Here is a 14569-nt window from a genome sequence, read left to right on the forward strand (position 1 = left end):
TTGGGTTGGTCGGATGGGAACACTTTCGTGCCGCTTGCGTTCTCTTTATTGAGCTCAGAAAAACAATCGAACCGTTTCCAGGAAATCAACCCGACCATAGATAAGCGCACCGTGGGTTACAAGCGTCGGAAGGAAGCCGTCAAAAAGTCAACAGAAGCGCTGTTCGACTTGCTTGATGATATAAATCCGCTCCAACTCTGCGCTCGAACGTTACTTTTCGATAGTTGGTTCGCATTTCCAAAAGCAATCAAGCGCGTGGTTTCGGAGTATCCACTCGAGGTAGTCTGTATGCTGAAACGTATGCACCGCGTCTACTACACGTATGAAGGGCAAAAGTATACACTGACCCAGTTGTATCAAGTTGTGCGCAAAAAACGTGGTCGTGCCAAGATCCTCGCATCTGTTGTCGTCAGCTTGGGACTGGACGATAATGAAAAAGAAATTCAGGCCCGTATTGTCTTCGTGCGTGACCGAAATCGCTCCAAAAATTGGCTTGCAATCTTGTCCACGGATATCAATCTGCCTGAAGAAGAAATTGTGCGTCTCTATGGCAAACGCTGGGATATCGAGTGTTTCTTCAAGGTGGCAAAGTCACATCTGGCGCTAGGAAAAGAGTTCCAGTGCCGCAGTTACGATGCGATGGTAGCCCACACGACAATTGTCTTCACCCGTTACATCATGCTCGCCCTTCGTACACGCGAAGAGCAGGATCCCAGGACCATCGGTCAGCTGTTCTTCTTGTGTTGTGATGAACTGGAGGACATCCGCTTTGCAGAGGCGATTCTATTGGTATTTGACTGTCTGAAGGCTTCCCTGACAGAAGAACCTGTCCTGTCCGAAGAAATGGTGGAGTCACTTCTGGATAGAGTTTTCGATAACTTACCAACTTTCTTGAAACGAGCATTCCCACAACCGGAAAAGCAGCTTCCAAGTGCTTTAGCGGCATAATATTATAGCTGGAAATGTTGATGTATCAAGTCTATATGGTCTTTTTTAGTGTGCGAAAGTTGAGTTTATAATAAATACAGCTTATTTTTATATAGTGGATAGTATAGCAGAACTGGCTGGAAAGTGTAAGGAAAAGATTAGAAAATAATGTGGAAAAAAATCTGAGCATATGGGAATAATGGATTCACGTTCTGGTTTTTTGCGAGAACTTGCGTCAAGTATCTTTTCCGCTTAGAATAAAAGGACTGCAATAAGGACAGAAAGGAAGAGGCTGGATGCGATTGGACAAACTGCTCAGCGAATGCGGCTACGGTTCGCGAGGACAAGTGAAAAAATTGATCAGAAGCAAACAAGTCAGCATCGACGGGGAAATCGTGCTGGCGGAAAACCGCAATGTTGATCCGCAACTACAGACGGTCATTGTTTCGGGGAAAACGCTGACGAATCGCACCAATGTCTACTATATGCTGCACAAACCGGCTGGCGTTGTGACGGCGGTATCCGATGAAGGCAACCGCACCGTCATCGATCTGATCGATCCGTCCGACCGCAGACCGGGTCTCTATCCTGTGGGACGACTGGACAAGGATACAGAAGGGCTGCTGCTGATCACGGACAATGGGCAGCTGGGCTATCAGCTGTTGCTGCCGCATAAAAAAGTGACGAAACGCTACGAGGTCGTCGTGAACGAGCGCGTGACCGTCGCCGATCAGGAAGCCTTCGCTGAAGGAATCGTCTTCCACGGAGGGACGACCTGCAAGCCTGCCCATTTGACCATCCTCAGCCACGGAGACGACGAAAGCCGCGTGCTGCTGGACATCAGCGAAGGGAAATTCCACCAAGTGAAGAAGATGTTTCTTTCGGTCGGCAAAAAGGTCACTTACCTGAAACGCCTGACGATGGGACCGATCGAATTGGATAAATCGATTCCGCCGGGCAGCTACCGGCCGCTCAACGAAGCGGAATTGGAACAACTGAAGCCGTATTTCCGCTAGAAAGAAGGCAAATCAACCAAAAAGAGGAGGAGCTAATCAAAGCTCTTCCTCTTTTTGGTGTGCCATTGGTTTTTCCCTCGGTTTGGTCTGCGTCAACCGGTAGCTTTCCGTGATGATCCGGTCAGCGACCGGGAAGAGTTCTTCGGAGACGATCCGCAAGGTGATCCAATGGGTCTTGTTCATATGATAGGCAGGCATGATTTCCGGAATCGTCTCGCGCAGAAAGTCGTTCCGCTCGGGAGTATTCTTTACGTTCAGCCAAACTTCACCGTTCCGTTCATAGATGTAAGCGAAAGTTTTCCGGTTGCCTTCGTGGCGCATGACGGTCCATTCTGAGTCGCCGAACGGATAATCTTCGATGACATGCGCGTGTTCTTGGCAAAGGGCAATAAGCCGATCCCGGACAGAAATTGTTTCTTCCATGCTGATCTCCTTTCCAATTCATTTGATGCTATCTCCATTATATTCAATTTTTCCGAAAATGGCTCGCATCGGATCGAATCTATTGACATATGGATGGATAATGCGATAATAGATAGCGTGCTATGTATAACTGTTCGGAAAGGAGGAGACATTTTGATATCACGCGAGATGATGGGGGCCTATATCCCGATGCTTCATAACCAATTCAAGGAACAGATGAACCTCCTGGTGGGTAAAATCGATCTGACCACTTCCCAGATTCATGTGCTTTTCTATCTGAAGAGCCGTGGTGACGAGGAAGTGATTCAAAAAGACATTGAGGAGACTTTCAATCTTACTAATCCGACCGTGACCGGAATCATCAAACGGCTGGAAGCGAAGGGTTTCGTCACACGCACGATCAGTTCGAAGGATGCCCGCTCCAAGAGCATTCATCTGACCGAAAAAAGCATCGCCGCCTCAGAAGAGATGAAGCGGGCTATGCATGAAGCCAATAAAAAAGTTTTCGAAGGCTTTACTGAAGAGGAGCTGGACGTGTTGGAAGAATGCTTCATAAGGATGCTGCACAACCTGGAAGGCGGCTGCAGCCACCAACATGGACATGGACACGGGCATGTGCATAAAAAAGAAAACAACTAAATTTAGGAAAGAATAGGGAAAGCATATGAAAGTGATAATGAAGTACTTAAAACCTTTTGCCGGTACGATACTGGTCAGCTTGCTGATTTTGTTCGGTCAGGCGATCGGCGAATTGAGCCTGCCGAATCTGATGAGTGACATCGTCAACACGGGCATCCAGAACGGAGGCGTCGAACAGGAAGCGCCTGAAGCACTGCCGGCGGAAGGTTTCGCGCTTATGACATTGTTCATGGATGAAGAGGATAAGGAAACGTTCCAGGAAAGCTATGAGCTGATCGAGGGTGGATCGGCGGAAGCCGAGGCCTACAACGCAGAATTTCCGGAAAGCCAGGAAACGGATTTCTACGTGCTGGATGAAACCGATCCGGAACAACTGATCTCGTTGGAGAGCATCTTCAGCAAGGCAAGCTACAGCTTCGTGACGTTTATGCAGGAAATGGGCGGACAGCAAGGCGGTACCGCGGCAGTCGATGCCGAGAGCGGCTTCGAGAATGTCGATTTGGATCAACTGTACGCGTTGGTGCCGCAACTGCAACAGCTGCCACAGGAAGCGTTCACTGCATCGATGGATGTTGCCGATGCTGCCGAGCCGATGCTCTACAGCCAAATCGGGATCCTGTTCACGAAACTATTCTATCAAGATCTAGGAGCGGATATGGATGCGCTCCAAAACCAATACATCATGACGAAAGGCGCACAGATGCTCGCCATCGCAGTTGCGGTGTCTGTTGCTTCCGTAGCGGTCGCGTATTTCTCTTCGCGTATCGCCGCGAAAGTGTCCGGTCGGATGAGAAGGGATGTCTTCGCCAAAGTCGAAAGTTTTTCCAACACTGAGTTCGATAATTTTTCAACAGCATCCTTGATTACGCGCACAACCAATGACGTGCAGCAAATCCAGCAGCTGATCACTATAGGTATCCGCATGCTGTGCTATGCACCGATTTTGGCTACTGGTGGTCTGATCATGGCAATAGACAAGAGCGTTTCGCTGGCGTGGACGATCGCCGTTGCGGTTATTGCCCTTATCGGTATCATGATGTCGATCCTGTCGATCGCGATGCCGAAGTTCAAAGTGCTGCAAAGCTTGACGGACAGATTGAATCTGGTCAGCCGTGAGAATCTTTCCGGCATGATGGTCATCCGCGCTTTCGGGAATGAACCATTTGAAGAGAACCGATTCAACGACGCCAATGAAGATTACACCTATACAAACCGCTTTGTGCAGCGTTTGATGTCGCTGTTGATGCCTGCCATGATGCTCGTCATGAACGGTGTTTCGCTGCTGATCATCTGGTTCGGAAGCCAGCAAGTCGCTGATTCTGCCCTGCAGATCGGGGATATGATGGCCTATATCCAATATGTGATGCAGATCATCATGGCCTTCTTGATGATTTCAATGATGTTCATCTTCTTGCCGCGTGCTTCTGTATCGGCAACACGGATCGGGGAAGTGTTGGATACGGATTTGAGTATCACGGATCCAAACGACGCGCAACCGAGCTTAAAGAATGAAGGCCTCATCACCTTCAAGGATGTTTCTTATCATTATCCGAAGGCGAGCGAGAACGTGTTGAACAACATTTGCTTTACCGCTAGACCAGGCGAAACGACGGCAATCATCGGTTCGACCGGTTCTGGTAAATCGACATTGATCAATCTGATTCCGCGCTTCTATGATGTGACGGACGGCGCCATCGAAATCGACGGCATCGACATCCGCAAAATGACACAAGCCGATCTGCGCGCTAACATTGGCTATGTCCCGCAGAAGGGGATGCTTTTCTCCGGGAATATTGTATCCAACATAGCGTATGGAAAAGATGATGCTTCGACGGATGAAATCATGAAAGCACTCGAAGTCGCCCAAGCGAAAAACTTTGTTTCTGAGATGGAAGACGGCATCGAAACGGCTATTGCACAAGGCGGCGGCAACGTCAGCGGTGGGCAGAAACAGCGCTTGTCCATTGCGCGTGCATTGGTTAAAAAAGCGCCGATCTATATTTTTGACGATAGTTTCTCGGCGTTGGACTTCAAAACGGATGCGGCTTTACGTTCGGCTTTGGATGCCTACACGGATAACGCAACTGTCCTGATCGTGGCACAGCGGATCAGCACGATAATGGATGCGGAACAGATCATCGTTCTAGATAAAGGCAGGATCGTTGGGATAGGGACTCACGATGCGTTGATGAAAAACTGTGAGACTTATCAAGAAATTGCTAAATCTCAGCTTTCGGAGGAGGAATTAGCATGAGCGAAATGAAACAAAGAAGAACGCAAGGCGGACCGGGCGGAGGCCATGGTCCCATGGGTGGGATGAGCGCTCCGGTGGTGAAAGCGAAGGACTTCAAAGGCGGATTCAAAAAATTGGCCGCGTATCTGTCGCCGTTCAAATGGCTGATGGCAGTTGTCTTCATTTTGGCGATTTCGTCCTCTCTATTCGGGATTGTCGGACCAAAAATCATGGCTTTGGCCATCGATAAATTGGTCGCCGGCATCATGCTGAAATTCACTGGCGGATCCGGAGAAATCGATTTCGATTACATCGGTACCGTACTGTTGGGGCTTTTGGGCTTGTACGTGCTGAGTGCCACTTTCTCTTATCTGCAAGGGTTTCTGATGTCGGGTGTCTCCGCAAAAGTTTCCTATAAACTGCGCAAAGACATCATGGAGAAAATCAACAAATTGCCGCTGGCTTATTTCCACAAGAACAGCCAAGGGGACGTGCTTTCCAGGATCACGAATGATGTGGATACGCTGAATACCAGTCTGAACCAGAGCCTCACCCAAATCATCACGTCGATCACAACACTGGTAGGTGTTTTCATCATGATGCTGACGATCAGTTGGTCGCTGACACTTGTCATCCTTGGCGTGCTGATTGTGTCCATGATGCTCCTGATGCTGATCATGTCGAAGTCGCAGAAGCACTTCGCTAATCAGCAAAAATACTTGGGTGCGGTCAATGGCCATGTTGAAGAGATGTATGGCGGACATGTGGTTATGAAAGCCTTCAACGGGGAAGCAAAATCGGTTGCCGCTTTCGATAAAGAGAATGATCAATTGATCGAAGCCGGATTCAAAGCTGAATTCCTTTCCGGTTTGATGATGCCCTTGTTGAGCCTGATCGGAAATCTTGGGTATGTCGTAGTCTGCATCATGGGTGGTGCGATGGCGGCTGCCGGAAATATGACGATCGGGGATATCCAAGCCTTCCTACAGTACGTGCGCAACTTCACCCAACCTTTGACGCAAGTCGCGCAAGTGGGGAGTCAATTGCAACGGATGGTGGCTGCCTCTGAACGAATCTTCGAATTCCTGGAAGAGGAAGAAGAGACAGTGACCGAAGCAAAAATCGAAATGGCGACCGCTGATGTGAAAGGGAATGTCCGTTTCGAGCATGTCAAGTTCGGTTATGAACCGGATCATCTGGTCATCAAGGACTTCTCCGCTGATATCAAAGAAGGACAAAAAGTCGCGCTCGTTGGTCCTACCGGTGCCGGCAAGACGACGATGGTGAAATTGCTGATGCGTTTCTACGATTTGACGGGTGGAGCCATCTACATCGACAACCACAAACTTACCGATTTCACGCGCAGCGATCTGCGGACGGAATTCGGGATGGTGCTGCAGGATACATGGCTATACAACGGCACCATTATGGAAAACATCCGCTACGGGAAACTGGATGCGACGGATGAGGAAGTCATCGCTGCCGCGAAAGCTGCGCAAGTGGATCACTTTGTCCGGACATTGCCGGATGGTTATGACATGGTCCTGAACGAGGAAGCCAACAACGTTTCTCAGGGAGAGAAGCAATTGTTGACGATCGCGCGCGCCATCCTTGCCGATCCGCAGATCATGATCCTGGATGAAGCGACGAGTTCGGTCGATACGCGGACGGAAGTGCTGATCCAGAAAGCGATGGACACGCTGATGCACGGCAGGACGAGCTTCATCATCGCGCATCGTCTGTCAACCATCAAAAATGCCGACCTGATCCTCTGCATGAACAACGGGGACATCGTCGAACAAGGAACCCACGAAGAATTGCTGGCGAATGGTGGCTTCTACGCCGAACTCTACAACAGCCAATTCGACGAAGGCGAAGAAGTATAAGAAAAGCGAAACGGGTTCGCTCAGCCCTGATTAAGGAAACACTGTGACCTAATCGGTCAAGTGTATCATGCCTCTAAGTGATTGAAATCGCAAGAGTCATGACAATTTAGGAAATCTGGCCTCGCAACGTTCCCTACGGTCACCTTGTACTGGGACTCTAAGGGATGAATCCCTAAGAGTCCCATGCAAATGAGCATCGTAGAGCGCAATTGCTGAGAGACTTCCGAAACAAAGGAATCAACGTGACCGTACCGGTCAGTTGTATCATGTTTCTAAGCCATCAAAGATGGCAAGAACCATGACAAGTCGAACAGTATGTCTTGGTTCGCAGAGACAAGAGGTTCCTTATTCTTTTTTCCGAAGGGCTAACCCGTGCAGCTAGCCAATGCTTTGGGATGCATAGAATATTTTGAAACTCTATAAAACACCAACGGTGATGCACTTTTGATTCTATAAAAGTTCTCTATTATGACAATAAAACTGCATCATGCAGTCTAAAGAAGATGATCCCAAGCCGCAATCGGGATCATCTTCTTTATTTTTTTTGCCCAATTTCCAAAAAATAGTCGTTAAAGTGGATTTGTCAATACAGATTTTGAAAAATGCTTATCGAAGCGGTCCCAAATGGAAATTGGAGCATCCGCAAGAGGAGTCTAAACCATCAAGAAATGGCATCGTAAGGCACTTATCTCGGCGAGGATGATAGCGTTCACAAATTGTTAATAATAAAAGAGTTGTAACCGGTTACCTTTCGATGGTATTCTTTCCTTAGATCTTATAACCAGGTTTTATTAAGTCCGTTACGAATTCTTTTAATAGTAACGGAGTTTCATAATGTGATAACAAAATACTGTTTATAAGTTCTGGATTTTTAATTTGGAGGGGAATTTTATGTCAAAAAAGGATTCAACGGTTCTGAACGAAACGAAACTCAATCGAGCCAAACTATGGCAGATCGATCGTGTTATTCACTTTGAATAACTCATCAACAAATATTTACTTGTTCGCTTTTGGTTTTGTCGTCTACTATTCCACAGGTCTTTTAGGCTTAACCGCGTTGTTCGTCAGTCAAATTATGGGGTATATCCGTATCTTTGATGGGGTTATTGACCCGGCTATCGGAGTTTTGATTGATAAAACGGATACTAAATTCGGTAAGTATCGTCCCATTATGGTTTTAGGCAATCTTATTACTGTTATTTCATTCTTGGTATTATTCAATATTCATGGCCTCGGCGAAGGAATGAAAATTCCGATTTTCTTGCTTGCGTTAGTCGTGCATAAAATCGGTTATTCCTTGCAAGCGACGGTTACAAAAGCCGGTCAAGCAGCGTTGACAAGCGATCCAAAACAACGTCCTATCTTCAATATCGTTGATGGTTGGGTAACGACATTATTGTTTACGGGTGGTCAAATTGTTGTCGCAAACTTCTTAGCGCCAAAATACGGCGGTTTTACTCCGGAATTCTTCAAAGTATTTATCCCAGGAGTCATGGTCATCTCAGCTATCCTCGGAATTTTGGCAGTTATTGGTATTGCGGAAAAAGACAACAAACAATACTTTGGTATTGGTGAAAAAACGACTAAAACATCGTTCAAAGATTACTGGGCAATCGTCAAAGGCAACAGACCTTTGCAAATGTTGACCATGGCAGCAGCTTTTGTGAAGTTCAATGCGCAAATGTTCGGAGATCAAGTTGTATTGATGATCCTGTTTGGTATTATCTTCGGTAACTTTGGTTTATCAGGAACAATCTCGTTGGTGCTGATTTTGCCTAACCTTTTGTTCACAACCTTTGCGGCGACAATTGCGCAAAAAAGAGGATTGCGTTACTCCTATGTTCGGTACTTGCAAGGTGCCGTTGTTTCATTGGCCCTATTAGGCTGCTTGCTTTTCTTTGCGAATCCAGGGGACTTGAGCTTCTCTAACATATCGTTATGGACAGTTGCCTTCACAATCGTTTTTGCTTGTGCGAAAGGATTCACATCCACTCCATCAGGTTTGGCCTTGACAATGGCAGCGGATGTCTCCGATTACGAAACAAGTGTTTCCGGACGTTATGTTTCTGGAATGTTGAGTACGATGTTCTCATTGACTGACTCTGTAGCATCATCTTTCGCACCTATGTCGATCGGTTGGATCTTAGCCGCTGTAGGATTTGCGCAAGCTTATCCAACGGCTGACACGCCGCTATCTCCACAATTGCGCCTGGCTGGTATTGTAATGATTTCAGTCTTGCCTTTAGTTGGTACACTTATTGCTTTAACGTTCATGAAATTCTACCCATTGGATAAAGAAACAATGGAAAGCGTTCAAATTAAAATTGCAGCAATGAAACAATCTGACCCAAGTGATGGCGATGCAGAATTGCCTCAAGCAATCCCTAATACAATCCCTGCAATGAACGAATAAAACTTTTATTTTTGAGCAAAAGGAAAAATAATAATGTTAGCGATTTCGCGGATATAAAATTATAACCAATGAGTCTTAATTTCTGAATATGAGCCAGAAATTCAGACTTATAGGTGGTTTGAAATCATCTTTTGCAAAGGTTTTTTGTCAAAAACGGATATAGTTCACCAAGTAAAAGAGAGAAAAGAGGAAAATTTTATGGCAGAGGAAAAAGTTGTCAAGCAGCAAAATGCAGCAAACGAAATGAAAAGCAGTCTAACCCTGAAGCATAAATTGGGTTATGGTGCCGGAGATGCCGGTGGGGTTGCTACCCTGGTCTTGATCGGAACATTTATGAACCGATATCTTACAAACGTATTAGGCATCCCATTTGCAACGCTATCTATACTGTTGCTCGTTTGGAATATTTGGGATATGGTCAATGACCCGATGATGGGTACTATCATGGATAAGTCCTTCTCTAAGGCACATGGCCAAAAAGATAAGTTCCGTCCTTGGATGTTGCGCTCTATTCCTTTGATTGTTATCGGTCTTATTGCATTCTTCTCTGTTCCTTCAATGTTTGATGGTATGATGCGTTTAGTAGCTATTTTTCTATTAAAAGTTATCTACGAATTAGGTTACACTATGATGAACATTGCCATGGGATCCGTTCTTGGGGTAATGGCCATAAACGATAGAGAAAGAACTACTTTATCTTCGGCTCGTGGCATGGGATCAACAGTCGGTGGTCTGATCAGTTCAATGATTATACCGGTGATTCTTTCGCGTTTAGGTGAAAACACAACAGGTTATATGGTTTCAGGTATCTTCGCGGCTGTCTTAGGCGGTGCACTGATCTTCTTCCACTATTGGGGAACTGAAGAACGGAATGTTGCAGCGAAACTTGCCGCAGAAGAACAAACAGAACCGACAAAAGTCACAGATATTTTTGTTACATTAGCTAAAAACAAGGCGTTCTTATCACTATGTTTGCACTCGATTGTAATCGTTTTCGGTTCAACCTTATTCAATACAACGCTTCCTTATATTTATGGCGATGTATTTGGTGATATTGGTTTAATGGGAACTGCTGCTTTAATCGGTCAAGGGTTACCAGTAATACTGCTGCTTATCGCTCCATATTTGGTGAAATTCATTGGATCTACAGTTAAAGTAATCCGTACTTATTTACTATTGAGTGCCGCTATCTTTATTGGCTTGTACGTCTGGAAATTAGTGGGTGACTTGCCACCATTCCTATACATGGTTTCTGCCAGTGTCGGTATTGCTTTCATGCTGATGTCCGTTCAACTTCAATGGGGTCTTGTTTCAGAATCCATTGACTACAACGAATACATCACTGGCAAACGTTCCGAAGGTTCCATCTACGGTAACTTCTCGCTGACAAGACGTCTTGGCCAAATGTTGGCGCAATCCCTTGTTGTCTTGATGATTGGTTGGATTGGTTACAGCCAACAGGCCGCTCAAGCTGGTCAAGCGCAATCAGCTCAAGCTGTTGAAGGATTAGTTCTAATGAACCTTGTTGGTCCAGCCGTTTGTGCTTTATTATCATGGGTTTCATTCAAATTCATTTGGAACATTACTGATGAAACACGTGAGGCGATGACTTCAGCTCGTCTGGCAAGACTTGAGGAATTTGATAAGAAAAATGATGAACCAGAAGTATAATAGCGAGGTGCACTTATGAAATTAAGAAGTCACTTATTGAATGTTTTGGTCAATGATGAAGTGGAGGCTTACTTAAAGGAGAACGATGTCATCATCGTGCCTTTTGGACCAACCGAACTACATGGGGGCCTACCCTTGGATTGCGAAACAATATTGGCTGAGGGGATTGCCTTGTTGATGGCTGAAAGGACAAATTCACTTGTCCTTCCGCATGTGCCTTACATTTATTCAGGGGCAACCGCCTCAGGTAAGGGAACCATCCAATTGACCGTCAGGGAAAGTGCCGATATGTTGCATGGTCTGGCACAGTCTTTATTACGGTCAGGCTTCAAAAAGCAGATCTATATTAGCCTGCACGGCCCAGCCCATATCTCCATCCATCCGGTTGTGCGTGATTTCTTTGATGAAACAGGGGTAGCCATCCTCTATATTGATGGCATGATAACCGCCCAGAAATCCGGTGTCTTTTCAGATCCGAAAGCGATGATGCTCAATTTGGATAAGATGATTCTTGGGGCTTACAAGCTGCGTAATCGTTTGGATGATATTTTGCTGACATCTGATTATGCAGAGCCGGTTACCCAGACACCAGCGGTTTTCGGTAACCTGAGTGCCCAAGCCTTTCAATCCGGAGCAACCGGTTATTATTTCAAGGAACATTCGGACCATATGGCAACTTCTGCCATACCTGATGTTGAAACACGAGACCGCATGGCAGAAGAAGGACTGGTACTGCTTAATAAGATGGTGGATACAATTGATTTTCCAACTTTACTTAAGGAAATGGCGATTCAAGAAGATTATCTTGAAGAGGTTTACGAACGTTATCCACACGTGCCAGCTGCCTACAATCGACAAAAAAACAGTTGAATAGTTTCACAGACTGCTCCTCGTAATGTGGGGGCAGTTTTTTTTGTGGAATGCTCAAACCGATAAAAATGTTTGACAAGGTGAGAAACAGATGCTATATTTAATTAAATTTTAATAGAAGAGCGATGAAGAGAAGAGTACCTTTCGATCGTCATTCCAGAGAGCCCCGGTAGGTGAAAAGGGGTATGATGAAAAAAAGCGAAGATGGTCTCGGAGCAAAGCAATGCGGATAGTGTTGTTTCGGTTTGTGCACGATAGCGCACAAGAGTATAACAAGCGGGAGCTTGCGTACTTTTTAAGGTATGGATCGCGAGGTCCATACGAACATGGGTGGTAACACGAAGAGCTTTCGTCCCTGTATTTCAATCAGTTGGAATATAGGGACGAGGGCTTTTTTACTTTTTGCAAAATCAGAGAAATGAACAGAAGAGGCAACCTCGGCAAATCGGAAATGACCCAGAAGAGCAACTGCCATGCAAGAATATATCCAAAACCAGAAGGGAAAGATGACAAATGACAGAGAAAAATTACAGTTTTGAAACGTTGCAAGTACATGCAGGCCAAGTACCGGACCCCGTTACCGGAGCCCGTGCAGTGCCGATTTACCAAACTACCGCTTTCGTTTTTGATAGCGCCGAACAGGCTGCCGGCCGTTTCGCTTTGACGGATGCCGGGAATGTCTATACCCGTTTGACGAATCCTACGACCGCAGTCGTGGATGCACGCGTTGCGGCGCTTGAGGGCGGAACATCAGCGGTTACGGTCGCTTCAGGTTCTGCTGCGATCACGTACGCTATCCTGAATGTTGCGCATGCGGGTGACGAGATCGTCGCTGCCAGCACGCTTTACGGCGGCACCTACAATCTTTTCAGCGCGACTTTGCCAAATTTGGGCATCAAAACTACTTTCATTGATCCTGAAGATACGGCTAACTTCGAAGCAGCCATCACGGAAAAGACGAAAGCCATCTTCATCGAATCGATCGGAAACCCAAGCACCAATCTGATTGATATCGAAAAAGTCGCTGAAATTGCGCATAAGCATGGCATCATCTTGATCGTGGATAACACGTTCGGCACGCCTTACCTGATCCGTCCATTCGAATTCGGTGCCGATGTGGTGGTCCACTCCGCCACTAAATTCCTGGGTGGGCATGGCACAACTATGGGCGGTGTCATCGTCGAATCCGGTAAATTCGATTTTGCGGCCAGCGGAAGATACCCTGGCTTCACAACACCGGATGCGCATTACAACGGATTGGTCTATACGGATCTGGGACCGGGCGCGTTCACGACCAAAATCCGTGTGCAAGTGCTGCGTGATACGGGAGCCTGTATCGGCCCGATCGATTCCTTCCTGTTGCTGCAGGGAATCGAAACTTTGTCATTGCGCGTCGAACGCCATGTCGAAAATACCCGCAAGGTTGTCGCTTATCTGGCGAACCACCCGAAAGTTTCCTGGGTGAATTATCCGGAACTGCCGGATAGCAAATACAAGGCGCTTGCTGACAAATACTTCCCTAAAGGCGCCGGCTCGATCTTCACTTTCGGCATCAAGGGCGGCAAGCAAGCCGGCATCGAGTGGATCGACAAGTTGGAATTGTTCTCGCTGCTTGCGAATGTTGCCGATGCGAAATCGCTGGTCATCCATCCGGCCAGCACGACCCACGCGCAATTGAGCGACGAAGACCTCATTGCTGCGGGTGTTTCTGGAGACATGATCCGTCTGTCCATCGGGATCGAAAATGCCGATGACATCATCGCCGACTTGGATCAAGCTTTCGAACAAATCTAAAACATGCGAAAGCCGGTCTGTCAGAATTTGGGTTCTGACAGACCGGCTTTTTTCTGGGGGACATTAATCGGACAACGAGTGCCCAAACCAAACGGCGATTGTCCGATTCATCAGCGATATCGGACATCTTCTGAATTCCGTATGCCTCAAAGATACTCATTCAGCACCGACCAAGCTTCCAATTTTTCCGGCAACGATTTAACATGCTTGCCGCGCATGGGGCTGGTCGAGGGGAGCGGCAGGTAAACAAGTCCGGAGTGCTCATCCAGTCCGAAGTGCTTTTTGTAGCTGCGGTAAGCTTTTCCGCCGTTGAAGGCGATGGCTTTGATCTGGGGATGTTCGCGCAGAAGGGGCTTCAAGTCGTTCGGCTGTTCCTCTTTGATGGCCGAATCGAGGCTGCCTTCACGGTAACAGGAGTGGATGACATCCCAAAGGGCGATATGATGCTTTTTCAGAAGCGAAAGGCGATCCTCGTAGGTGACCGGATCCTCTTTCTCTAGCAGGGAGAAAATGATTTCCCAGAAATGGTTCCTGGGATTCCCGTAGTAGTGCTGTGCTTCCAGCGACTTCGCGCCGGGCATCGATCCCAGAATCAGGACCTTGGCGTCCGGATCGATGACGGGTGCCATCGAGAAAAGTTTATCGGATTGTTTCAGTCGGAACACACCCTTTCAAGGTTATTGTGCATCCATTCTAC

The 14569-nt window shown here is 46.8% G+C and carries 11 protein-coding genes; 9 read left to right on the forward strand and 2 right to left on the reverse strand.

The annotated features are described in order from the left end of the window. Together BMZ71_RS06345 and BMZ71_RS06350 are read left to right on the forward strand one after the other, a co-directional pair. Nucleotides 1-948: IS4 family transposase (locus tag BMZ71_RS06345; protein ID WP_177187520.1), on the forward strand; the 948-nt coding region annotated here is incomplete at its 5' end. A 275-nt stretch (nt 949-1223) separates the two neighbouring features. Continuing rightward, nucleotides 1224-1943, forward strand: coding sequence for a 16S rRNA pseudouridine(516) synthase (locus BMZ71_RS06350; protein ID WP_086988806.1), 720 nt, complete (start codon nt 1224-1226; stop codon nt 1941-1943). Between the two features lie 36 nt (nt 1944-1979). On the opposite strand, the gene BMZ71_RS06355 is transcribed toward BMZ71_RS06350, so the two are convergent. Beyond that, nucleotides 1980-2366: an MmcQ/YjbR family DNA-binding protein gene (locus tag BMZ71_RS06355; protein WP_086988855.1), complete on the reverse strand. Its 387-nt coding sequence runs from the start codon at nt 2364-2366 to the stop codon at nt 1980-1982. 153 nt (nt 2367-2519) lie between these two features. On the opposite strand from BMZ71_RS06355, the gene BMZ71_RS06360 reads away from it, so the two are divergent. From BMZ71_RS06360 to BMZ71_RS06390, 7 genes are all read left to right on the forward strand, one after another. Next, nucleotides 2520-3005 (forward strand): MarR family winged helix-turn-helix transcriptional regulator, encoded by a 486-nt coding sequence (locus BMZ71_RS06360; RefSeq protein WP_177187521.1) that lies wholly within the window; start codon nt 2520-2522, stop codon nt 3003-3005. A gap of 37 nt (nt 3006-3042) precedes the next feature. Then, nucleotides 3043-5259 (forward strand): ABC transporter ATP-binding protein, encoded by a 2217-nt coding sequence (locus BMZ71_RS06365; RefSeq protein WP_218142778.1) that lies wholly within the window; start codon nt 3043-3045, stop codon nt 5257-5259. Continuing rightward, nucleotides 5256-7124 carry an ABC transporter ATP-binding protein gene (locus BMZ71_RS06370; protein ID WP_068559200.1) on the forward strand — a complete coding sequence of 623 codons (1869 nt, stop codon included), beginning with the start codon at nt 5256-5258 and terminating at the stop codon, nt 7122-7124. Before BMZ71_RS06365 ends, BMZ71_RS06370 begins: the two co-directional genes overlap by 4 nt. A gap of 961 nt (nt 7125-8085) precedes the next feature. Next, nucleotides 8086-9537 (forward strand): MFS transporter, encoded by a 1452-nt coding sequence (locus BMZ71_RS06375; RefSeq protein WP_245734396.1) that lies wholly within the window; start codon nt 8086-8088, stop codon nt 9535-9537. 198 nt (nt 9538-9735) lie between these two features. After that, nucleotides 9736-11208, forward strand: a complete 1473-nt coding sequence (locus BMZ71_RS06380; RefSeq protein ID WP_086988809.1) for an MFS transporter — start codon at nt 9736-9738, stop codon at nt 11206-11208. 15 nt (nt 11209-11223) lie between these two features. Continuing rightward, complete coding sequence (locus BMZ71_RS06385; protein WP_086988810.1) at nt 11224-12078, forward strand: creatininase family protein; 855 nt, start codon at nt 11224-11226, stop codon at nt 12076-12078. A gap of 513 nt (nt 12079-12591) precedes the next feature. Beyond that, on the forward strand, nt 12592-13872 hold the full coding sequence (locus BMZ71_RS06390) for an O-acetylhomoserine aminocarboxypropyltransferase/cysteine synthase family protein (protein WP_086988811.1): 1281 nt from the start codon (nt 12592-12594) through the stop codon (nt 13870-13872). 146 nt (nt 13873-14018) lie between these two features. Here BMZ71_RS06390 and BMZ71_RS06395 read toward each other — a convergent pair whose 3' ends face one another. Beyond that, nucleotides 14019-14537 carry a DNA-deoxyinosine glycosylase gene (locus BMZ71_RS06395; RefSeq protein WP_218142779.1) on the reverse strand — a complete coding sequence of 173 codons (519 nt, stop codon included), beginning with the start codon at nt 14535-14537 and terminating at the stop codon, nt 14019-14021. Nucleotides 14538-14569 lie beyond the last annotated feature (32 nt).

Origin of the sequence: Trichococcus flocculiformis, assembly GCF_900113645.1 — a bacterium.
Lineage (GTDB): Bacteria > Bacillota > Bacilli > Lactobacillales > Aerococcaceae > Trichococcus > Trichococcus flocculiformis.